The sequence below is a fragment of the Saccharopolyspora rectivirgula DSM 43747 genome (assembly GCF_000497205.1).
Lineage (GTDB): Bacteria > Actinomycetota > Actinomycetes > Mycobacteriales > Pseudonocardiaceae > Saccharopolyspora > Saccharopolyspora rectivirgula.
Genome location: NZ_AYJW01000021.1, coordinates 18,018 through 39,556, shown reverse-complemented (window position 1 = coordinate 39,556; position 21,539 = coordinate 18,018). Strand labels below are relative to the sequence as shown.

Below are 21,539 nucleotides of genomic sequence, written 5' to 3'. Positions count from 1 at the left end.
CGCCAGCGGTTGGCACCGCTTTGCCCCCAGGGTTGTGTCGCTCTCAACGCGGGGCCGGGCGGTCTCGGTCTGCGCGGTGGGAGCCTAACCCGGCTGCCGCGCCCGTGCCCGACGCCAGCAGCGCCCCCGTCACCGGCTCGTGGGCCCCGGGGCAGCCCGGACGAGCGTCCGTTGCTCGAGTGACCCCCCCGGGGGGAGAAGACCGAGCGGTCTCGGGTAGGTCTTCGGACATGGCACAGCGAACCGGCGGCCCCGGGGGCCGCGCTCCGCGACATCATCGACGCAACCCCCAGCCCGGCGGGCAGCGCCGGGACCAGCAGGGGCTGCGCCAGCAACTGCACGCGATCCACGGCAGCAGCTACGGCCGCTACAAGACGCTCAGCGGCCAGTGGCAGTTCGAGGGCTTCACCCTGCAGGTGCAGCGGGTGCAGCCCGATCCGTACGCCCCGGCGTCCCGCTGCCAGGTGCGGGTGGAGCCGCGCACCGCGGGCTTTCCCCACCGCTTGTGGGCCACCCGGGTGCGGGCCCGGGCCCTGGCCGGCTATCTGCTGCGCGCGGTGGGCAAAGAACTGCGGGGCAGTCGGCTGCGCGTGGACACCGGCCGCCAGCAGGTGCTGGACCGCAGTGCCTGCCAGATCGACGAGGACGGCGCGGTGGTGCTGCGCCTGGGGATCGATCTGCCCGGTCGGGGGCGCATGATCGACGGGAGGCAAGCCGAGCAGGCGTTGTGCGAGGACCTGCCGCGCGCGGTGCAGCGGGCGTTGCGCTACGACAGCCTCGACCCCGATGCGGTGCAGCAGTTCGTCGAATCCATCGAGGACAGCGATGCGCTGCGCCAGCAGCTGGCCGGGAAGGGGCTGGTGGCGTTCGTGGCCGACGGGGCGATCCTGCCCCGCCGCAGCGGGGTCGACGACCGGCCGTTGACCAGTGGCGTGCCGTTCCGCTCCCCGGACTCCCTGCGCGTGGAAGTGGAGCTCCCCAACCGCGGCACGGTCACCGGAATGGGGATTCCCGAGGGGGTGACGTTGATCGTGGGGGGTGGTTTCCACGGCAAGTCGACGCTGCTGCGGGCCCTGGAGTACGGCATCTACGACCACATCCCCGGTGACGGGCGGGAACTGGTGGCGTGCCGGCCGGAGACGGTGAAGATCCGAGCCGAGGACGGTCGCCGCGTGCACCGGGTGGATGTCAGCCCGTTCGTCGCCCACCTGCCTTCCGGGGCGGACACCAGCGACTTCTCCACCGACAACGCGTCCGGGTCGACCTCGCAGGCGGCCTCCATCGTGGAAGCGGTCGAGGCCGGGGCCAAGGTGCTGCTGGTGGACGAGGACACCGCCGCGACCAACCTGATGATCCGGGACGCCCGGATGCAGGCGCTGGTGGCCAAGGACTCCGAACCGCTGACCCCGTTCGTGGACCTCATCCGCCCCCTGTACCACCAGCGGGGTGTGTCCACGGTGTTGGTGATGGGCGGCTCCGGGGACTACATGGACGTCGCCGACCAGGTCATCATGATGGACTCCTACCGGGCGCGCGATGTGACCGAGACGGCTCGCGCCTTGGCGGCCAACCCCACCGGCCGGCAGGCCGAGGCCCAGGAGTTCCCGCCGGTGCGCAACCGGGTGGTGGATCCCGGTTCGCTGCCGCAGGGACGGGTCAAGTTGCGGGCCCGCGGCGTTGACGCCCTCACCCTGGGGGATGACACCATCGAGTTGCGGGCGGTGGAGCAGATCGTCGACCCCGCCCAGGTCACCGGGATCGGCCTGGTGCTGCTGCAGTTGGCCCGGCGGGGGGTGTTCGACGGGTCCCGCACGCTGGCCGAGGCGCTGCGGATCTTCGACGAGGAAGTGCGCCACCGCGGCATCGCGGCGGTGGACGAGCAGTACACGGGGGATTTCGCCGTGCCCCGCTCGCTGGAAGTGGCGGCGGCGCTCAACCGCTTGCGCAGTCTGCGGGTGGCGCGGCTGCACTAGCCCGCAGCCCGCTGGGGTTTGCCCGGCACCTGCGGGCGGGCACCACAAGGAGTGTCCAGCAGCAGAGGGTGAGCACACCGGGAGGCCGTTCATGCCGCAGGCCGGTTCCTTCTCCCGGCCGAACGAGCGCTACACCGATCGCGCGCACGCCGGCCAGGTGTTGGCCAGCAAGATCACCGCTTTGCAGCTGGCCGATCCTGTCGTGCTGGGGCTGGCCCGCGGCGGGGTGCCGGTGGCCGCGCAGGTCGCGCGGGCCCTGCGCGCCCCGCTGCAGGTGTGCGTGGCCCGCAAGATCGGGGCTCCTGGGCAACCCGAGCTGGCGTTGGGGGCGGTGACCGCGGACGGCCCGCCCACCTACGACGACGCGCTGGTGCGCTCGTTCGGGGTGCGCCCGCACGACCTGCAGCAGGACTGCGAACGGGAAAGGGCCGAGGCTCGGCGGCGCGAGCAGCTGTACCAGCCCAGCCAGGTGGTGTCGGTGGCCGGGAGAGATGCGGTGCTGGTGGACGACGGTTTGGCCACCGGAGCCACCGCGCGGGCCGCGTTGCGCATGCTGCGGCAGTCCGACCCGCGCACCGTGGTGCTGGCCGTGCCGGTGGGGGCTCCGGACGCGGTGCGGGCGTTGCGCGAGGAAGCGGACCAGGTGGTGTGCGTCCTGCAGCCGGTGCACTTCGCCGCGGTCGGCCAGTGGTACCGGGACTTCGGCCCCACCTCCGATGAGGAGATCCACCGCATCCTCCAGGAGTTCACCGCTCCGCAGGGGTGACGAACGCAGCCGGGCCCGGTGCCCCGCCGAAACCCGAGGTCCTGGTTCGAGAGCCCCCGGTTCGCGTCCCACCCCGTGACCGGCGGCCAGGTCGGAGGCCGAGTGCGGGCGAAGCCATGACGGCACGGCCGGGCCAGGCCTATGTTCGTGATCATGCAGTCGAGGGCGCGCGTGCGGTTCAAGGTGTGCTGCATCTCCAGCGTCGAGGAGATGCGGATCGCGGTTCGGGCGGGGGCTTCAGCGGTGGGGCTGGTCTCCCGCATGCCCAGCGGGCCGGGGGTGATCCCCGACGAGCGGATCGCCGAGATCGCCCGCCGCGTTCCCCCGGGGTGGACAGCTTCCTGCTGACCTCCCTGCAGGACCCGGACGCGATCATCGCCCAGCACCGGCGCCTGCGCACCAGCACGCTGCAGCTCGTCGACGCACTTCCTGCCGGGGCGCACGCCCGGCTCCGCGAGGCCTTGCCGGGCATCCGCCTGGTGCAGGTGATCCACGTGGTCGACGGGACGGCGTTCGACGAGGCCCTCGCGATCGCCGAGGACGTGGATGCGGTGCTGCTCGATTCCGGCAACCCCCCCTGGAGGTCAAAGAGCTCGGCGGGACGGGGCGGCGGCACGACTGGAGCATCAGCGCCCGCATCGTCGAGGCACTGGATGTTCCGGTGTACTTGGCCGGTGGGCTGAATCCCTCCAACGCCGCGGAAGCGGTCGCGACCGTGCAGCCGTTCGGCCTGGACGTGTGCACCGGGGTGCGTGGCCCGGACTTCGCGCTGGACGTGGACAAGCTCGACCAGTTCGCCGCCGCGCTCGCGCACTAGGCCCCGCCCGAGGAGGCGTGTCGCAGCCGGGTGGTCGGTGAACCCGAACACGCCCCGCTCCACAGAGGGGGCGGGGTGTGGAGTTCCCGCGATCACCAACCCCGGGAACCGGTCCTCTGCGCTGCGTCGTTCTGGCGTCGTGCGGCGCTCGACCGGTGCGCCGCGATCGCCTCCCCGCGGCACGCCGGCCACGGTCGAGCGCTGGCCGGGGCGGGGCAACATCGCTCGCTTCCCCCTGCTGGGGTGAGGCAGGAGCTACTCTTCAGCAGCGGAGGCCGCCGCGCTGCGTGCCGGCCGAGCTTCGACGGGTGAATGTGGCACCGCGCTCGGGCCGGCTGTGGCGCGTCAGGCTGGATGATGGAACAGGCCTGGGGTTGATTGGCTGGTTATGACAGTTGCTGGGCGCTCCGAGGAACAACCCGAACCTTCGGCCACCGAGCGGAGGTCTACCAGAAGAGGACCGCAGGCCGGGCAGGACAGCCCGGTCGAGGTGGCCGAGCAAATCGGGCAAGCCGCCGCAGAGCTAGCACAGCACCTGCAGGATCCGGCGGTGCTGTTGTCGGTGCCGGACACCGAACAGGTCTTGCGGAGCTTCTCCACCGCGGTGCAGGGCATGGCCGATGGCGTCACCGGTATCACCGAGTGGCTGCGCGCTGCCGGCCACGCCGGCAGCCTGTCCGGGCACTCCAGCGCGGTGGCCGACCGGCTGGAGCACACCGCGCGGGAGCTGGCGTGGCTGGCCGAGACCGTGCAGCGCGCCCAGCACGACCACAGCTGACTTCATTCGTTGCCGGCGGGCCGCTCCGGCCGCTGCACCTGTTCGGTGACGCTCAGATCGTCGTCGGCCGGTGGCTCGGAGTCGTGGGACTCCTCAGCGCGGGTGGGGTGGTTGCCGCGCAGCATGCCCTCGATCTCTTTTTCCATTTCGTCGTCGTGCGCTGCTCCGTGCTTGTCGCTTCCACGTGTCATGCCGTCCTCCTGGTGAATGGGTGGTTGCGCGTTGCTTACCCACCACCGGCGGACGGTGAACACCAGCTCGGGTCGTGAGCGGCCGCGCAGCCGCGGGTGGTGGGTCGACACCAATGCCGCGGGTGGCTGCGTTAGCTTGTAAGGCCGCTTCGGTGTGCTGGCAGAAGGGGATGGGCATGAGCGTGCCGTCACAGGGGGCGCCGCAGGCCGCGCCGCTGCGCGACGAGCAGGCCGAGCCGGCCGCGGCAGCCGCGGTCGGGCTGGTGAAGGTCTACGGCAGCGGGGACGCGCAGGTGCAGGCGCTGCGCGGGGTCACCGTGGAGTTCCCCCGCGGCCAGTTCAGCGCGATCATGGGGCCTTCCGGGTCGGGCAAGTCCACGCTGATGCACTGCCTGGCCGGGTTGGACACCCCCACCGAGGGGCAGGTGCGGCTCGGTTCGGTCGTGCTGACCGGCCTGGCGGACAAACAGCTCACCCGATTGCGGCGGGATCGGATCGGGTTCATCTTCCAGTCGTTCAACTTGCTGCCGACCCTGACGGCGGAGAAGAACATCGTGCTGCCGCTGGAGCTGGCCGGCCGCAAACCCGATCCGGACTGGTTCGCCACCATCGTCGACAAGCTGGGCATCGCCAGCCGGCTGCAGCACCGGCCCAGCGAGCTGTCCGGGGGCCAGCAGCAGCGGGTCGCGGTGGCCCGAGCGCTCATCACCCGCCCCGAGGTGATCTTCGCTGACGAGCCCACCGGGGCGTTGGATTCGAAGACCGGCGCCAACCTGCTGCGGTTCTTGCAGGAAAGCGTCAAGGAGTACGGGCAGACCGTGGTGATGGTGACCCACGACCCGGTGGCGGCCTCCTACGCCGACAGCGTGACCTTGTTGGCCGATGGGCACATCGCGGGCCAGATCGACCGGCCGGAACCGGATGCGGTGGTCGACGCGTTACGAGGACTGGGCGGGTAGTCGCTGATGCTGCACCACACGTTCGCCCAATTGCGGGCCAATGCCGGGCGAGTGGCCGCTTCTGCGGTGGCCATCGTGCTCGGGGTGGCTTTCGTCGCCGCCACCCTGGTGTTCACCAGCACGTTGCAGACGTCGATGGCGCGGGCCCTGGCCGCCCCGGAGTTGGCCGCGGACCTGGTGGCCACCAGCCGCACCGCTCAGCTCACCCGAGCCGAGGCCGACCGGATCGCCGAGGTGGACGGGGTGGCGGCCGCCCAGGTGCGCTACACCGGCAGTGCGGAAGCGCTGTGGGCGGGCGGAAACGGCTACGCCCCGGTGTTCCCGGTGGCCGCCGAACCCCAACTGCACTGGTTCGACCTGGCCGACGGGCACCTGCCGCGACCCGATGGGCACCAGGTGGCCCTGGACGCTGCGGCGGCGGAGGACGCCGGGGTGGGCGTCGGTGACGCCCTCACCGTCAAAACCCCCCAGCACGTGGCCCGGTTGACCGTGTCCGGGCTGGTGGACACCGGGCGCAGCGTGCTGGCCGGTGGCTCCACCCCGGCTTTGTTCCTGCCGCCACCGGTGATGCAGCAGCTCGGGTTGACTTCGGCGACAGCGGTCGACGTGGTGCTCGCCCCCGGAGCGGACCCGGACGCGGTGCGCCAGGCCATCACCCACGCCCTGCCGCAGCTGCAGGTGCACACCGGGCAGGAACGCGCCGATCAAGCCGTGGAGCAGCTCGGCCCGGTCAAGACGATGCTCAACGCGGTGCTGCTGCCGTTCGCCGGGATCGCGTTGTTCGTGGCCGGGTTCGTCATCGTCAACACCTTCGCGGTGCTGCTGGCCCAGCGCGCCCGCCAGTACGCGCTGCTGCGGTGCGTGGGGGCCACCCGCGGCCAGATCCGCGGTTCGGCGCTGCTGGAGGCGTTGATCGTGGCCGCGGTGGCCTCGCTGGTGGGCACCGCGGTGGGCATCGCGGTGGCCGCGGTCGCCAGTTGGGTGCTGGGGTTGACCAGTGGGCCGCTGCAGCTGTCGGCGCTGGGCATCGGTGTGCCCGCGGTGACGGTGCCCCCGCTGGTGGGGATCGTGGTGACGGTGCTGGCCGCGCTGCTGCCGGTGCAACGCGCCACTCGGGTCAGCCCGCTGGCGGCGCTGCGCCCGGTGCAGGCGCTGCCGGCGGCCAAGCGGATCGGGCGGATCCGCCTGGTCTTGGCCGTGGTGCTCACCGCCACCGGCGCGGTGCTGCTGGGGGTGGCCGCCAGTGTGGGCGAGGTGAAGCTGGCGGTGCCGGCGGCCGCGGTCGGCGCGCTGGGGGTGCTGCTGTGGACGCCGTCGCTGGTGCCGCTGACCGCCCGCGCGTTCGGGGTGGTGCTGCGGTTCCCGACGGGGCACCTGGCCGCCGGGAACGCGGTCCGCAATCCGGGGCGGGCGGCCACCACCAGCACCGCGCTGATGATCGGGGTGGGGCTGATCGTGATGCTGGCCTCGGGGACGGCCACCGCCCAGCAGACCGCGCGCACCGCGATCGAGCAGCGCTACCCGGTGGACGCCACGCTGGTCAGCCAGCACGGCGGTCTGTCGCCCGGGGTGCAGCAGCAGGCCCGCCGGCTGGACGGGGTGGAGCAGGCGGTGGCGGTGCCGGCCGCCCAGGTCACCGTGGACGGCCAGCCGTGGCAGGCCTTGGGCGTGCCCCGGGAGGAGTTCGCGCGCGTGGTGCGCCACGACCCGCACGCCCTGCGCGACGGGGTGGCCCTGGTGCATCCCGACGTGCTGGGGGCGCAGCCGCCCGCGGCGCGGTGGCATGTGGTGGGCCCGGACGGCAGCGTGGACGTCGCGGTGCGGGCCAGCAAGCTGGTCGAGCCCGGCCAGCTGGTGGTGACCAGCGGCGACCTGGCCCGGATCGCTGCCGAGACCCCGGTGGCGGCGCTGTGGTTGCGCATCGATCCGCAGGTGTCGGCCAAGGAGTTCGTCGACGACCTCAAGAGCCTGTACCTGCGGCCGGACGCCGGGGTGTTCGAGCTGGGTGGTTCGGCTCCGATCCGGGTCCAGGTGGATGCGGGGCTGGAGATCATGCTGTCGGTGGTGCTGGGGCTGCTGGGGGTGGCGGTGGTCATCGCCACCGTCGGGATCGCCAACACCCTCGGGTTGTCGGTGCTGGAGCGGATGCGGGAGTCGGCGCTGCTGCGGGCGCTGGGGCTGACCCGCGGTCAGCTGCGCGGAATGCTGGCGGTGGAGGCGGTGCTGCTGGCGGTGGTCGGCGCGGCCTTGGGGACAGCGCTGGGGGTGGTCTTCGCCTGGGGCGGGAGCACGGCGCTGTTCAAGGACACCGGGTTCGAGCCGGTGTTCACGGTGCCGGTCGGTGTGGTGGGGGCGGTGTTCGCCGCGGCGGTGGCCGCGGGGGTGGCGGCTTCGGTGCTGCCGGCCCGCAGGGCGATGCGGGGCACGTTGGCCCAGCAGTTGGCCGACGAATAGCCTTCACCAGAAAGGTGAATGTTTGTTTTGCTAACAACATAGACTGGGGTGGTGACCGCAGCCGACCCCTCCACAGCACCCCGCCAAGGCAACGGAGCCGGCCTGCCGGCCACGCTCGTGGGCACCATCGCCGCCGGCACCGTACTGCAAGCCCTCAACGCCTCGACCATGGCCGTGGCCCTGGTCGACATCCGCGAGCACTTCCACGGCGGAGCGGCCACCACCTGGCTGATCTCGGTGCTGTACCTGGCGACCGCGGTCGGTTCCCCCACCGCCGGGCGGCTGGCAGACCTGTTCGGAGCCCGCCGCGTCTTCCTCACCGCCCTGGCCCTCACCGCCGTCTCCTCGGTCGCCTCCTGCCTGGCCCCCACCCTCGGGTGGCTGATCGCCTTCCGCGCCCTGCTCGGCATCGGCACCTGCGCGGCCTACCCGGCCGGGCTGGCCCTGCTGCGCGCCGAAGCCGACCGGCGCGGCATCACCCTTCCCGCCACCGCCTTGAGCGTGCTGGCCATCGGCGGGCAGGTCATGATCGCCATCGGCCCCGTGGTGGGCGGCTTCCTGGTGCACCTGTGGGGGTGGCGCGCCATCTTCGCCATGAACGTGCCACTGGCCGCCGGCATCGGAGCCCTGGCCCTGGCGGTGCTGCCCGACGACCGCCGACGCCCGACCACCACCGCCAGCAAACCGCTGTGGCGGGAACTGGACGTGGTGGGCGCCGGGGTGTTCGCCGCTTTCATCAGCGTGCTGATGCTGTTCCTGCTGTCCCTGGCGCACCGACCGAACTGGTGGCTGGTGGCCGCACTGCTGGCACTGGCCGCCCTGCTGGTGGGGTGGGAACTGCGCGCCCCCACCCCGTTCATCGACGTGCGGGTGCTGGTGCGCAACCGGGCCCTCACCGCCACCTACCTGCGCACCGCACTGACCTACGTGGCCTTCTACCAGGTGTTCTACGGGCTGCCGGCGTGGGCGCAAACAGCGCGAGGCCTGTCCCCATCAGCCGCCGGGCTGGTGATGCTGCCGATGGCGGTGCTGGCCGCGATCACCGTGTTCGGCGCCGGCCGCCTGCTGCGCCGCACCGGCTACTGGCCGGTGCTGGCCGCCGGATCAGCGGTGCTGCTGGCCGGAGCCACCGGTCTGCTGCACATGCACTCGGCCAGCTCCCTGCTCGTGGTGTTGGCCGTGGCCGCGCTGCTGGGCGTCCCCAACGGTCTGAATAACATCGGCAACCAAAGCGCGCTGTACCAACAAGCGGCCGCCGCCGACACCGGGATAGCTTCCGGGCTGTACCGGACCTCTCAGTATGTTGGTGCCAACATCGCGGCAGCCATGATCGAGCTGTGCTTCGCCGGCCCCGCATCCGACCCGGGGCTGCACCGGATGGCCGCCGCGGTGGCGGTGATCAGTGTGGTGCTGCTGGCTGGAGCCCTGCTGGGGTCGTTGAGGCAACGCCGCTTGCACTAGCTCCGGCGCTCCACGCCCGACCGGATGTGGAGACGCCCGAAACCGTGGCCGGACAGGTGTGTGGAGGTGCTCAGGTGAACCGCGGCAGTGCTGGAGACGCCTCTGCCGCCTTCGATTCGCTGCTGGGGGACGCGTTCTCGACCGACGACTCCCAAGCGCAGCCGGCGGCATCGCAACTCGGAACGCTGCTGGATCAGCAAGCCCACCAAGTGCTGGCCGAAGCAGTGCGCGCCACTGTGGACTGGAACAGTCGAGAGCTCGACAGCGCCCACCTGCTGTGGGCGATCACCCAGGTCCCCGAAACCGCCGACCTGCTGGCCTCCACCGGAGTCCGGGTCGCCGAACTGGCCACGACCATCCGCACCACCGCGACGAGCACCGACCGCGGCACCACCGAAGCGGGCCCCAGCCTGTCGGCCTCGGCCCGCCGCGCCCTGATGCGCGCCTACCAGCAGGCGCTCAAGGAAGACGCCGGTGCGGTCAGCGCCCGCCACATGCTGCTGGGCCTGGCCGCCGACGCCGACTCGGTGGCCGCCCGAGCCCTGGCGCGCGCCCTGGAAGAAGGCGACGGCCCCGGCGGGCAGTCCCCGGTGCTGAGCATGACCCCCCGGCTGGACGAGTACGGGCTGGACCTGACCGAACAGGCCCGCGCCGGAAAACTCGACCCCGTGGTGGGCCGGGAGACCGAAATCGAACAGGCCCTGGAAGTCCTGGGGCGGCGAGCGAAGAACAACCCCGTCTTCGTCGGCGACCCCGGTGTGGGCAAAACCGCCATCGTCGAAGCCCTCGCGCAACGCATCGTGCGCGGAGACGTGCCGTGGTCGCTGGCCGGCAAACGCATCATCTCCCTCGACGTGGCCGGCCTGGTGGCCGGCACCAAGTACCGCGGCGAATTCGAACAGCGGTTCCGGGACCTGCTGGGGGAGCTCAAGCAACACCACGACGACGTGCTGGTCTTCGTCGACGAACTGCACAGCATCGCCGCCGCCGGCGCCGGAGAGGGCTCCATGGACGCCGCCACCATCCTCAAACCCGCCCTGGCCCGCGGGGAGATCCGGTTGATCGGCGCCACCACGGTGGAGGAGTACCGGCGCCACATCGAAAAGGACCCAGCGCTGGAACGCCGGTTCGCCCCGATCATGGTGGGCGAACCCAGCGTCGAAGACACCGTGCACATCCTGCGCGGACTGCAGCAGCGCTACCAGGACCACCACCGCGTGCAGGTCGACGACAGCGCCCTGCACGCCGCGGCCAACCTCTCCCACCGCTACATCACCGACCGGTTCCTGCCCGACAAAGCCGTCGACCTGCTCGACCAGGCCTGCTCGCGGGTGCGGCTGCGCCGCGGCGGCACCGTGCGCCAGTCCACAGTGTTCGAGCCCGTCGTCGGGGCCGACGATGTCGCCGAAGTGGTCTCGCAGCGCACCGGCATCCCCGTCACCGAGGTCGGCGCCGAAGACCTGCAGCGCCTGCTGCACCTGGAACAGCAGTTGAGCGCTCGCGTCATCGGGCAGGACGCCGCGGTGAGCGCGGTGGCCGAAGCGGTGCGGCGCGCCCGAGCCGGCCTGGCCGACCCCGACCGCCCCATCGGCAGTTTCCTGTTCCTGGGCCCCACCGGGGTGGGCAAAACCGAACTGGCGCGCGCCCTGGCCCACGCCCTGTTCGGCAGCACCCAACGCCTGATCCGGTTCGACATGGGGGAGTTCCAGGAAAAGCACACCATCTCCCGCCTGGTGGGCGCCCCACCCGGCTACGTCGGCTACGGCGAATCCGGGCAGCTGACCGAACGCGTCCGCCGCCAGCCCTACTCGGTGCTGCTGCTGGACGAGGTCGAAAAAGCCCACCCCGACGTGTTCAACACCCTGCTGCAGGTGCTGGACGCCGGGCGGCTCACCGACGGCCAAGGGCGGCTGGTGGACTTCCGCAACGTGGTCATCATCATGACCTCCAACCTCGGGGCCCACCGGCTGGGGGAGTCGACCGACCCCCAGCAAGCGGCCCAGGCGGTGCTGGAGGAGCTGAGCGCGTTCTTCCGCCCCGAGTTCATCAACCGCATCGACGACGTGGTGGTGTTCCAACCGCTGCAACCCCAACACCTGCAGCGGATCACCCGCCTGCTGCTGGAGAACACCGCCCGCCAGCTGCAGGACAAGGGCATCGAACTGGACGTCAGCGACGAAGCCGTCTACTGGCTGGTGGAGCACGGCTACCAGCCCGAGTTCGGGGCCCGCCCGCTGCGCCGGGTCATCCAACGCGAGCTCAACAACCAGCTGGCGTCCCTGCTGCTGGAAGCCAAAGCCACCGCCGGCGACCGCATCCGGGTCCAGGTGCGCCACCACCAACTGGTGTTCGACGTCGAACCGGTGTGGGACCCGGTGTCCAACGGGCGCCACGCCGCCTCACCCCACTAGCCGCGGCAGCCCGGTCGAACACCGCACGCGGTTTCACGCAACGCGCACAACACCACCCGAACATCCCCGGGGCGGTGAGCCGGTCTCAACGCCGCCCCGCACCCCCACCGCACGCACCGCAGCCGCGCCGCCACATCTTCGCGCACACCAATCACACGAACGTGGCCAGCCCTGTTGGGGGGTGCTGCGCGGCTTCTACTGTGGAAGCGCGGTCAGCGGCCGCTGCCGGCAGTGCCACGCACGTCTTTCCCAGCGGCCGGGCACCGACGACCAACCGGCACCAGGAGGGTAGCGTGATCGTTTCCAGATCAAGCATGTCCCGGGCCGCCGCGTGGGCTCCCGCCTCCACCATCATCGCGCCCCGCACCTCGGAAGACGCTCCTGTTCCTCGCACGCGCCACGCCTCCCTGCGGTTGTCCGTCGAGTGGCCCTACCCGGGAATCGTGGTCGTGCGCATCGACGGCGAGGTCGATCTCGCCACCGTGCCGCGGTTGACCGAACTGGTGCGCCAGCGGCTCAAGGCCGCCCAATTGCACGCCATCATCATCGACCTCAGCGAGGTGACCTTCGCCAGCAGCACCGCCGTGGAACTGCTGCTGCACGCCCAACGCCGAGCCGAACAGCGCGGCATCCCGATGCTGGTGGTGCCCGGGAACGGGCCGGTGCGGCGCCTGCTGCGGATGACCGGCCTGGAATACCGCTTCACCTACCGCAACACCGCGGCCGAAGCCGTCGCCGAAGCACACCTCTGAACACCCGACCCCACCCGGGCCAGCAAGCCCCGACCGGGCCAACGACGAGCCGACCTCCCACCGGTGCCCGCAACCAGCCCCCACCACCGGGGGTCACCGACTATGGTGATCACCGCACCGACGGCTGCCACAGCCGAAGCACACGGGCGACCAACGACCGGGCAGTCGGGCGGAGAACTCCACGGAGCCCGGCGGGAAGGGATGCTGCTGGCCGTGAACCACCCAGGCGAATACACCGTGCCCGCAACACGGCGCGCCCCGGCCATCGAAAACCCACCGAGCCTGGTCGACCTCGCCGCCACCACGCTGCGCCGGATGATCATCAGCGGCGAACTGCGGTGCGGGCAGCGCATCATCGAAAACCGGCTCACCCGCGAACTGGGCATCAGCCGACCACCACTGCGGGAAGCGCTGCGCGTGCTCGAACGCGAAGGACTGGTCCGCCAACTGCCCCGCAGAGGGGTCATCGTCACCCCGCTGACCCTGCACGACATCTACGAGATCTGCACGCTGCGCACCGAACTGCAGCAGTTGGCCATCCGGCTGGGCGTCCCGGTGCGCCATCCGGCACGTCTGCAGCGCTGCCGGCGCGCCCTGCAGCACATGCGCACCGCGGCCCGCGCCCACGACCAACCCGACTACCTGGACTGGTTCTGCGAATTCCACCTGTCGCTGGTGGGACTGGCCGGGCACCGGCGCCTGGAAGAGGCCTACCGCTCCCTGCAGCTGCAGCTGATGCTGACCATGGCGCTCAACCAGCAGCTACCGGCCGGCCCGCAGGAGGTGCGCGCCGACTTCACCTGGCACGAACACCTGCTGCGAACCATCGAAGGGGGAGACCCCGACCAAGTCCTCGCCGTCCTGACCGCTGGCAACGACCACGCGTTCCTGGACGGCATCGAGAACAAAGTAGACGGACACACCGACGTGGCGCTGCGGTGGCTGCGCCACCAACGCACCCGGGAGGCCGTGTGAGCACCCACTTCAGTTTGCCGATCGACGATGTCCAGCCGCAGGTCCCACCCGAGGCCTTCATCGCCCCCACCGCCAGCATCCTCGGCCGAGTGCAGCTGGGCGCGCACGCCAACATCTGGTACGCAGCGGTGCTGCGCGGCGACACCGAACAGATCACCATCGGGGAAGCCACCAACATCCAAGACGGCTGCGTCGTGCACGCCGACCCCGGCTACCCGGCCACCGTGGGCGGCGCCGTCACCGTGGGCCACCGGGCGGTCGTGCACGGCTGCACCATCGAGGACAACTGCCTGATCGGCATGGGGGCGGTGGTGATGAACGGAGCCCGGATCGGCACCGGGTCCCTCGTCGCCGCCGGGGCAGTGGTGCTGGAGAACACCGAGATCCCACCGGGCTCGCTGGTGGCCGGCACCCCGGCGAAGGTCAAACGGCAACTCAGCGACGACGAACAAGCCATGATCAAACTGTCCGCCGAGCAGTACGTGCAGCTGGCCGCCAAACACCGCCAGGCCCTTGAGCGCTGACCAGCCCACGGACACGACGATGGCCGCCCCGGTGCGACTGCGGGGCGGCCATCGACTGTCAGCAAGTCCTTGCGTTGGGTCGCTAGATCATGCTTGATGCGGTTGTTGTGTTGCCGCGGTGTTCGGCGCGTTTTGTGGACGACGCCGCGACCCGACGGTCAACCACGCTTGGCTGTTGTGGTGTTGTTTCCTGCTGATTCAGCCGTGTGCGCGGCGCTGGGCGAAGATGCTGGTGTTCGGGTTCCGCATCACCATGCGAGCCCGCAGCATTTCCTGCGACAGGGAGCCCAGCCAACGAACCAGACTTGCCATAGGGCGTCCTCCACTACTCCGAATGGTTGGCTTGACGTTCACTTTCGTCTTTGTCAAGTTCCCGCGGTGGCAACCGCGGCTGAACCGGACGAGAAGCAACGTCTTCACCTGCCATGTCGGCGCAGGTCAATCCGGTGTTTCAAGGGATATGTAACTAATCGATAACGGTCTGTGGAGTGGGGGGTCTCACCCGGGGAAACGCTGTCAAGTCGACCCGCATTCCCTCCGGACCACCTCAGCTGGGGCGCACCCCCACCGCATCCCGCACCTGCTCGGCCATCGACATCTCCGAGCGCCGAGCGCAACTGGCGCAGCAGAAGAACCGGCCACTGACCTCCACCCCGTGCCCCAAGATCCGACACCCGCAGTGCTCGCACTGCGGAGCCAGTCGCTGCGCGGCACATTCCAGGGAATCGAACGTGTGCACGTTGCCGCCCACGGTGTGCACGTCGAAGGTCATCCAGTATTCGTTGCCGCACACTTCACAGGTGCCCATGGCGCCGCCTCCTCAAAACTCCGGCCGATACACCGGCAGCATGCGGCCACCGCCCCCGAGCGGCAACTGGGTCTGGCGCACCGAACCCACCCAGGGCACATCCGCCGCGACCCGCCCCTCCCGCATCCCGCCCCGCCACCAGCGGCCTGGCGAAAACCCCGCTGCGGCAACGGAAACCGAGCCACGACGAACTGGGGGTCACCGCGACTGCGACCCCCGACCCGCGCGCCCCCTCGAGCGACTAGGCGAGCAGATGCCGCCACGTGTCGACGTCGACCACCCCGTTGACGCGCAGACCCGCGTCCGCTTGGAACTGCCTGACCGACGTGCTCATCTGATCCCCGAAACGCTCATCCGCAGCAGCGTGCCGACCGCGCCACGTCAACAGCACCTGCGCCGCCCGCACCGCCTCCCCGGACATCCCCGGCTGCAGCCGCGGCACCAGATCCCGCCACGCCAAACCGCCGAACATGCCCTCCGGCTCGGGAAAACGAGTAGCGGTGCACGACGGGCGCACGTGGCCGCGTTCGGCCGCGAAGCGGAACGCCACCTCCTGAGTTCGCTGACCGTAGCTGCCGTCCACCGGCACCGGAATGCCCCGCTCCCGCAACAACAACTGCAGCGCCGTCACCCGCGGCCCGCTGTCCCCGGGGTGCAGCAGCGGCCACGCCACCGGCTGGCGCACCGACTGCCCACTGGCCGCCCCCACGGCCTTCCGCAGCTCCGGAAGCCTCTGGTAGAGCACATCACCTGGGCATTGGGTGACCATGAAATCCCGGTGCCCGTAGATCTCACCCGGGGCGATGCCGTACTGGGAAACCATGTAGGCGCACAGCTCCACCAGCGAGTTCCACAACGCCTCGGGGACGTCCACGCTGAGGTAGGTGCCTTCGTTCTCGATCCCCAACGACACCGGGTTCTGCTCACCGGCGTGCGCGCCCACCACGTGCTGGGTGCCCGAGGACAGCGCCTGCAAGCTCTGGTGCCGGCCTTCCATCAGATGACCGCCGCGGGAGTTGGTGAAGTTCTGCCCGGTGTCGATCCACCCGTTGGTGTCCATGTGCAGGTCTTGGATGTACCGGCACAGCCAGAAGGCGTGGGCCTGCGAGGTGTCGGTGCTGTTCTCCGTGGCGGTGTGGTGGACGATGATCTTGTTCGGTGTGGTGTTGCGAACATCGATCGGCCCCGCCGGCGGGCGAGCGTTCCACGCCGAGGTCGAGGCGATGCTCGGCGCGGCCGAGGGGATGGCAGCACGAGCCGGCCGCGTTGGAGGCATGAGACCCGTCACGGTCACGGCCAGGCCGCCGGCGGCCAGGAAACTGCGTCTGCCGAGCTGGCTGTGGTCGCACATCGCTGCTCCTTGTGAGATCCGGCACAACGGCTTTTGAAAAACCAGCCTGCAGCACGCGAACCACGAGGGAAAATCACTGGCAACTACCCGTCACGGGCGGAGGCTTTTTCACGACAACCTGGTCGGTGGACCGGCCAAAACTCTGGTACCACCGTCCCAGAAAAGGCTGAAATCGCAGGTCAGGCTCCACCTGGAACAATCAGCGAAGATTCACAGGTGAGCAAAAACATCCCCCGAACGTCTTCGGTGGAGTTCGCCCGGTATTGCAGGATTGTTTCCGCGAAGAAAACACCCGGTAAGGGAGGCTGCAACGAAACCGGCAAATCTGCACACAGCCGTCGTAGCCGACACCGGGAGAGCAAGGAAAGGGACCCTCGTGCTGCACGAACTCCTCGAATCCACCTACGACTCCGTGGTCAAGCGCAACCCAGGAGAGGCCGAGTTCCACCAAGCAACACGAGAGGTCCTCGAAAGCATTGCTCCCGTGCTGCGCAAGCACCCCGAGTACGCTGAACACAAGATCATCGAGCGGATTTGCGAGCCCGAGCGGCAGATCATCTTCCGCGTTCCGTGGGAAGACGACAACGGTGTCGTTCAGATCAACCGGGGCTTCCGAGTCGAATTCAACAGCGCCTTAGGCCCCTACAAGGGCGGGTTGCGTTTCCACCCGTCGGTGTATTTGGGCATCGTCAAGTTCCTTGGCTTCGAGCAGATTTTCAAAAACGCCCTCACCGGCCTGCCCATCGGCGGCGGCAAGGGCGGCTCTGACTTCGATCCCAAGGGGCGCTCCGACCGCGAGATCATGCGGTTCTGCCAGAGCTTCATGACCGAACTGCAGCGCCACATCGGTGAATACACCGACGTGCCTGCCGGCGACATCGGGGTGGGCAGCCGCGAAATCGGCTACCTCTTCGGCCAGTACAAGCGAATCACCAACCGCTACGAGTCCGGGGTGCTGACCGGCAAGCACCTGTCCTTCGGTGGTGCCCAGGTCCGCACCGAAGCCACCGGCTACGGCACCGCCTACTTCGTCAACGAAATGCTCAACGCCCGCGGCAACTCCTTCGAGGGCAAGCGGGTGATCGTCTCCGGGTCCGGCAACGTCGCCATCTACGCGATGGAAAAGGCCCACCAGTTCGGGGCCACCGTCGTGGCCTGCTCGGACTCCAACGGCTACATCTACGACGAAGCAGGCATCGACATCGAGCTGGTCAAGCAGATCAAGGAAGTCGAACGAGCCCGCATCAGCGTCTACGCCGACCGGCGCAGCGGCGCCAAGTACGTCGAAGGCGGCCGCGTCTGGGACGTCCCCTGCGAGGTGGCAATGCCCTGCGCCACCCAGAACGAACTGGACGACTCCGACGCCGCCACCCTGATCGCCAACGGCTGCATCGCAATCGGGGAAGGGGCCAACATGCCCTGCACCCCGGGCGCGATCCGGGCCTTCCAGGAGGCCGGCGTGGCCTTCGGCCCGGGCAAAGCCGCCAACGCCGGCGGGGTGGCCACCTCGGCGCTGGAAATGCAGCAGAACGCTTCCCGCGACAGCTGGAGCTTCGAGTTCACCGAACAGCGGCTGCGGGAAATCATGCAGGACATCCACAACCGCTGCTACCAGACCGCTGAGGAATACGGCATGCCGGGCAACTACGTCGCCGGAGCCAACATCTCCGGCTTCACCCTCGTTGCCGACGCCATGATCCGTCTTGGCCTGATCTGATCACACCACCAACCGCTGTGGGGGTCCTTGGCCGCTGCGGCCAAGGACCCCCACACGCATCTGGGCGGCCTGGAAAAGGCACCACAACAAAAGTCACCGTGACAAAAACTGCTCCTCAAGGAAGACAGGGGCGGTGAGCCCCATCCACGGTGGATCACCCCTCGGCGCTCCCAGCACCGAGCGCACCCGACCCGGATCCACCCACGATCAACCCCCGGAACTCGGCAAGAAAGCCGCAACGAGCACCCCGCGCTGCACGACCGCGACAGCAACTCGAAACCGCAGCAGATCACCAACGAGCACCGGCCACCCGCCAGCTACCCCTCTCCAACTTTCGACACGCCTGCACATCACCGGCGTGGAAGGCAACACCCGTCGACACCGTGACGCGATCGTTCTCTGTGGTAGCAGGGCGGTCAGCGCGGGACCGCGTACCCGAGGAGCTCAAGGGGAAACCGAGGCCGCGCGGACAGGACCACCGAGACCCCGCGCTCGCGACAAGAACCGCGGAAAAGAACCTGCGAGCCGATGCCCGGGGGAGAGGGCAGGACCGCACCTGCTGCCGGGAGCCGCTCGATTCCACGTCGGAACTCCCGAAGCGCCCGCGACCAGGTGCGCGGCGCCATCATCGAACGCGCCGTGCACCGAAGGCCCCCACAAGAACCTCGGCAACGGCGAACTGCCTCCCAGCGCGCACAGCACCTCGCCACGCCGCGGCATGATCGACGTCGACCGGCTTTCACCACCCGTTCCCCAGGAACAAGGAGCTCACCGGTGACCCAACCCGTCTTCGACGCCCACCTGCACATCATCGACCCCGCCCACCCGCTGGTGGCCAACAACGGCTACCTGCCCGACCCGTTCACCGTCACCGACTACCAGAACCGCACCACCGGCCTGAACATCCAAGGCGGCGCGGTGGTCTCCGGGTCGTTCCAAGCCTTCGACCAGGGCTATCTCATCGACGCCCTCCACGCCCTCGGCCCGACCTACGTCGGTGTCACCCAGATCCCCGCCGACACCAGCGACGCACGCATCCTCGCCCTGCACGAGGCCGGGGTGCGGGCGATCCGGTTCAACGTCGTCCGCGGCGGATCAGCGAGCCCGGACGACCTCGACCGGCTGGCCCGCCGCGTCCACGACCTCGCCGGCTGGCACACCGAGCTCTACGTCGACGCTCGCAGCCTCGACGGACTCGAAGACCGCATCGCAGCGCTCCCAGCGGCCAGCATCGACCACCTCGGGATGCACGAGGACGGTCTCCCGACCCTCCTGCGCCTCGTGGAGCGCGGGGTGAAGGTCAAGGCCACCGGGTTCGGGCGCATCGACCTCGATCCGACCGCAGCGATCCGCGCGATCATGCGGGTCGACCCGACCGCGCTCATGGTCGGTACCGACCTGCCCTCCACACGAGCCCGCCACCCGTTCCGCAACGAGGATTTCGAGACCATCCGACAGGCGCTGGAGCCCGAACAGGTGGCGGACGTGTTCTGGAACAACGCCGCCGCCTTCTACCTGGGTGACGCGCAGAGCACCTGACAGGGCCGCTGCAGTGCCGTCTCAGCGTCTGTCACCAGGGCTAGCGAGCTACTCGGCACCCCGCAGGAGTGGTGCTGAGTAGCGAGGTGTCGTTCGCCCTCTCGTGCCGGGCCTGTGCCACCAGCAACAGCGAACCGCCCGACTCCACGGTGACGGTGGGGCAGTGGGGATCGGGCACGGACGGCGGCGCGCCTGACTTCGCCCGCGCCTGCGTTCACGCCCCACAACTCGCTGCCCGGCTGATCCACGCGGCGCCACGCCCGAACTGGGGGAGCAACGGCGTCGGCAGCGCACCTCCCTCCGCAGAGACCCGGTCTCCGGGGCGAAGAGGGGAGGAGGGATGCACCAACCGGTGGTCCCCACCGTGGGGTGGGAGCAATGCCGTGGTGCGGCCGAGAGGGGCCGTGCTCCGCGGGCCGGAGGGGGAGGCAGTACTGGGGCGGCTAGATCAGCGGTTGCTCGGTTGATCTGCACGGCGGAAGCGCACCCCAGTGTTTCGTGGATAACTTACATTATCCATCAAATTGCCGAAGTTGAGTGACGGTGACCACCGTATCCCGGGGAAGTGGACTTCGCCTGCCAAAAGCCAGACGCGGCGGAGTGAATTCACCGTTGCCGCCACCGCGCCGGTCAACCCGTGCCGACTCTGGTGACCCAGACGTTCGCACGGCGCGCACCGGCAAGCGTCGCTGCGGCGCCGGCTGCGCGGCGTGCCGGGTCGGCAGCCTGCGTGGTGCGGCGTGCCGGCGCAGTCGGCGGTCACACCAAGCCTGAGCACACGCAAAGCGTCAGCAAGTCCGATGCAGCCCTCTGAGCAGGGATTTTCCCAGCTCCACCAAAAACCGATAATGTACATTATGTTAAGTAGAGCGTTCCGGGGTGCTCCCCTCGAGCCGCAAGCGCCCGACGCGTTGTCCTCCGCCACCTCAGCATCGCCCCTCGGATGCCGCTTCGGCATTGCCGTTCCCACGTCCCTGCTCGCTGCGCCGGCAGCCGCCCGGGGCGTCACGACGTCCAGCGCTGCGCGGGTCGTCTCCCGCGCAGCCCCGAGGAAATGATCATCAACCGTGGTGGCTGGTGCTCGGCGTCCGCTGTCGTCCGTGACGATTCTTCGGTGCGCCAGGATCGCCGTCTCGACCCGAGGGGCGTCGGCAAGGTCTCTCCTGGCGATCAGCTGGGCACTGCAAGACTCCCTAATTTCGTCACGGTGACAAAAATCTGCGGGTGGAACCCTGCTGCCTGGCGCGCCGCGAACCGCCGCCACGCAGGAAGCGCCTCCCGGTTCGGTCGTGGCCCACCTGAAGTGGCGCTGCCGCGTCAGCGGCGCATCTGGCGAACCGCTTCGGCGACCAGCTCGGCGTTGTCGGAAGCGATGTTCGAGTTCGGCAGCAGCAGCGTGTCCTCCAGGCCGATGCGGGCATCCATGCCGAGCTGGCTGGCCAGCACGAGCACCGCCCACGCGCCCGCGGACTGGCCGTGCAGCAGGATGGGTGCCTCCACGCCTTCCAGGCGCTGCAGCAAGGAACGCGCCGTGGCCACAGCTCCCCGCGTGGTGAGATCGGGGACCTTGGCCAGCACTCGGTGCACCCTGCTGCGCAGCGGGGAGTCCAGAAAATACTGATCCGCGTCAGTGCCGGAAAGGATGCCTGCTTCGACCCCGATACCGCGGTCCAGCAGCGCCTGCGCGACCTCTTCTGCCCCAGGCTCGTGCCAGTGCACCGTGGCGTAGTCGGGAAGCACCGTCCACGACCGAACAGCGGCCATGCGGGCTGCTGAGTCAGGAACCGTCCAGGTGCTGGTGGTGATACCAATGGGCGTGTTCGGGGCAGCAGCTCGCACCGAGGTCAGCACGGCGGCCACCACCCGGGCGTCGAGGGTGTCCGCCCCGTCCACGGATTTGGGATGCAGGTGGATCTCATCAGCCCCAGCAGCCACAGCATCGGCTGCGGCCTTGGCCAACTCCTCCGGACGCACCGGCAACTGGTAGTGCTCCTGCGGCGATCGGGCACCGTTCAGGCATACCTGCAGCATGTTCTGATTCTCCCCCGTGGCCACTGGAATCG

19 protein-coding genes are annotated in these 21,539 nt (G+C 69.6%); 15 read left to right on the top strand and 4 right to left on the bottom strand.

The window, feature by feature from the left end:
* Positions 1-230 precede the first annotated feature (230 nt).
* The 6 genes from SREC43747_RS0108100 to SREC43747_RS0108085 all read left to right on the top strand — a co-directional run bounded on the left by SREC43747_RS0108100 (position 231) and on the right by SREC43747_RS0108085 (position 4,334).
* A complete protein-coding gene (locus tag SREC43747_RS0108100) occupies positions 231-1,973 on the top strand; it encodes an ABC-ATPase domain-containing protein (RefSeq protein WP_029720664.1) in 1,743 nt (580 codons plus the stop codon).
* Between the two features lie 91 nt (positions 1,974-2,064).
* Positions 2,065-2,739 carry a phosphoribosyltransferase gene (locus SREC43747_RS0108095; protein WP_029720663.1) on the top strand — a complete coding sequence of 225 codons (675 nt, stop codon included), beginning with the start codon at positions 2,065-2,067 and terminating at the stop codon, positions 2,737-2,739.
* 153 nt (positions 2,740-2,892) lie between these two features.
* Positions 2,893-3,087, top strand: coding sequence for a beta/alpha barrel domain-containing protein (locus tag SREC43747_RS21690; protein WP_201768654.1), 195 nt, complete (start codon positions 2,893-2,895; stop codon positions 3,085-3,087).
* On the top strand, positions 3,069-3,422 hold the full coding sequence (locus SREC43747_RS21685; protein WP_201768653.1) for a beta/alpha barrel domain-containing protein: 354 nt from the start codon (positions 3,069-3,071) through the stop codon (positions 3,420-3,422). The genes SREC43747_RS21690 and SREC43747_RS21685 overlap by 19 nt, the downstream gene beginning before the upstream one ends.
* Positions 3,317-3,556: a phosphoribosylanthranilate isomerase gene (trpF, locus tag SREC43747_RS21680; protein WP_201768658.1), complete on the top strand. Its 240-nt coding sequence runs from the start codon at positions 3,317-3,319 to the stop codon at positions 3,554-3,556. Before SREC43747_RS21685 ends, trpF begins: the two co-directional genes overlap by 106 nt.
* A gap of 388 nt (positions 3,557-3,944) precedes the next feature.
* A complete protein-coding gene (locus SREC43747_RS0108085) occupies positions 3,945-4,334 on the top strand; it encodes a hypothetical protein (protein ID WP_029720662.1) in 390 nt (129 codons plus the stop codon).
* A gap of 2 nt (positions 4,335-4,336) precedes the next feature.
* Here SREC43747_RS0108085 and SREC43747_RS0108080 read toward each other — a convergent pair whose 3' ends face one another.
* Positions 4,337-4,525, bottom strand: coding sequence for a hypothetical protein (locus SREC43747_RS0108080; RefSeq protein ID WP_029720661.1), 189 nt, complete (start codon positions 4,523-4,525; stop codon positions 4,337-4,339).
* A gap of 176 nt (positions 4,526-4,701) precedes the next feature.
* Between SREC43747_RS0108080 and SREC43747_RS0108075 the strand changes: the two genes are divergently transcribed.
* The 7 genes from SREC43747_RS0108075 (at position 4,702) to SREC43747_RS0108045 (ending at position 14,061) form a co-directional block, all read left to right on the top strand.
* Entirely contained in the window at positions 4,702-5,484 is a 783-nt protein-coding gene (locus SREC43747_RS0108075; protein WP_029720660.1) for an ABC transporter ATP-binding protein, read from the top strand.
* Between the two features lie 6 nt (positions 5,485-5,490).
* The gene (locus tag SREC43747_RS0108070) at positions 5,491-7,938 is read left to right on the top strand and encodes an ABC transporter permease (RefSeq protein WP_029720659.1); all 2,448 of its coding nucleotides are present in this window, start codon (positions 5,491-5,493) and stop codon (positions 7,936-7,938) included.
* Between the two features lie 51 nt (positions 7,939-7,989).
* A complete protein-coding gene (locus tag SREC43747_RS0108065) occupies positions 7,990-9,399 on the top strand; it encodes an MFS transporter (RefSeq protein WP_029720658.1) in 1,410 nt (469 codons plus the stop codon).
* Positions 9,400-9,473: 74 nt separating this feature from the next.
* The gene (locus tag SREC43747_RS0108060) at positions 9,474-11,810 is read left to right on the top strand and encodes an ATP-dependent Clp protease ATP-binding subunit (RefSeq protein WP_029720657.1); all 2,337 of its coding nucleotides are present in this window, start codon (positions 9,474-9,476) and stop codon (positions 11,808-11,810) included.
* 293 nt (positions 11,811-12,103) lie between these two features.
* On the top strand, positions 12,104-12,562 hold the full coding sequence (locus SREC43747_RS0108055; RefSeq protein WP_029720655.1) for an STAS domain-containing protein: 459 nt from the start codon (positions 12,104-12,106) through the stop codon (positions 12,560-12,562).
* 213 nt (positions 12,563-12,775) lie between these two features.
* A complete protein-coding gene (locus tag SREC43747_RS0108050) occupies positions 12,776-13,537 on the top strand; it encodes a GntR family transcriptional regulator (protein ID WP_236623087.1) in 762 nt (253 codons plus the stop codon).
* On the top strand, positions 13,534-14,061 hold the full coding sequence (locus tag SREC43747_RS0108045; RefSeq protein WP_037331584.1) for a gamma carbonic anhydrase family protein: 528 nt from the start codon (positions 13,534-13,536) through the stop codon (positions 14,059-14,061). The genes SREC43747_RS0108050 and SREC43747_RS0108045 overlap by 4 nt, the downstream gene beginning before the upstream one ends.
* Positions 14,062-14,608: 547 nt before the next feature.
* Here SREC43747_RS0108045 and SREC43747_RS0108035 read toward each other — a convergent pair.
* Positions 14,609-14,869, bottom strand: a complete 261-nt coding sequence (locus SREC43747_RS0108035; protein WP_029720652.1) for a metallothionein — start codon at positions 14,867-14,869, stop codon at positions 14,609-14,611.
* A gap of 241 nt (positions 14,870-15,110) precedes the next feature.
* Positions 15,111-16,220 carry a peptidoglycan recognition protein family protein gene (locus SREC43747_RS19685; RefSeq protein ID WP_037331582.1) on the bottom strand — a complete coding sequence of 370 codons (1,110 nt, stop codon included), beginning with the start codon at positions 16,218-16,220 and terminating at the stop codon, positions 15,111-15,113.
* A 376-nt stretch (positions 16,221-16,596) separates the two neighbouring features.
* On the opposite strand from SREC43747_RS19685, the gene gdhA reads away from it, so the two are divergent.
* On the top strand, positions 16,597-17,937 hold the full coding sequence (gene gdhA, locus SREC43747_RS0108025) for an NADP-specific glutamate dehydrogenase (RefSeq protein WP_029720650.1): 1,341 nt from the start codon (positions 16,597-16,599) through the stop codon (positions 17,935-17,937).
* Between the two features lie 774 nt (positions 17,938-18,711).
* Positions 18,712-19,476 carry an amidohydrolase family protein gene (locus SREC43747_RS0108020; RefSeq protein ID WP_029720649.1) on the top strand — a complete coding sequence of 255 codons (765 nt, stop codon included), beginning with the start codon at positions 18,712-18,714 and terminating at the stop codon, positions 19,474-19,476.
* 1,317 nt (positions 19,477-20,793) lie between these two features.
* On the opposite strand, the gene SREC43747_RS0108015 is transcribed toward SREC43747_RS0108020, so the two are convergent.
* Positions 20,794-21,507: a 3-keto-5-aminohexanoate cleavage protein gene (locus tag SREC43747_RS0108015; RefSeq protein WP_029720648.1), complete on the bottom strand. Its 714-nt coding sequence runs from the start codon at positions 21,505-21,507 to the stop codon at positions 20,794-20,796.
* Positions 21,508-21,539: the final 32 nt, after the last annotated feature.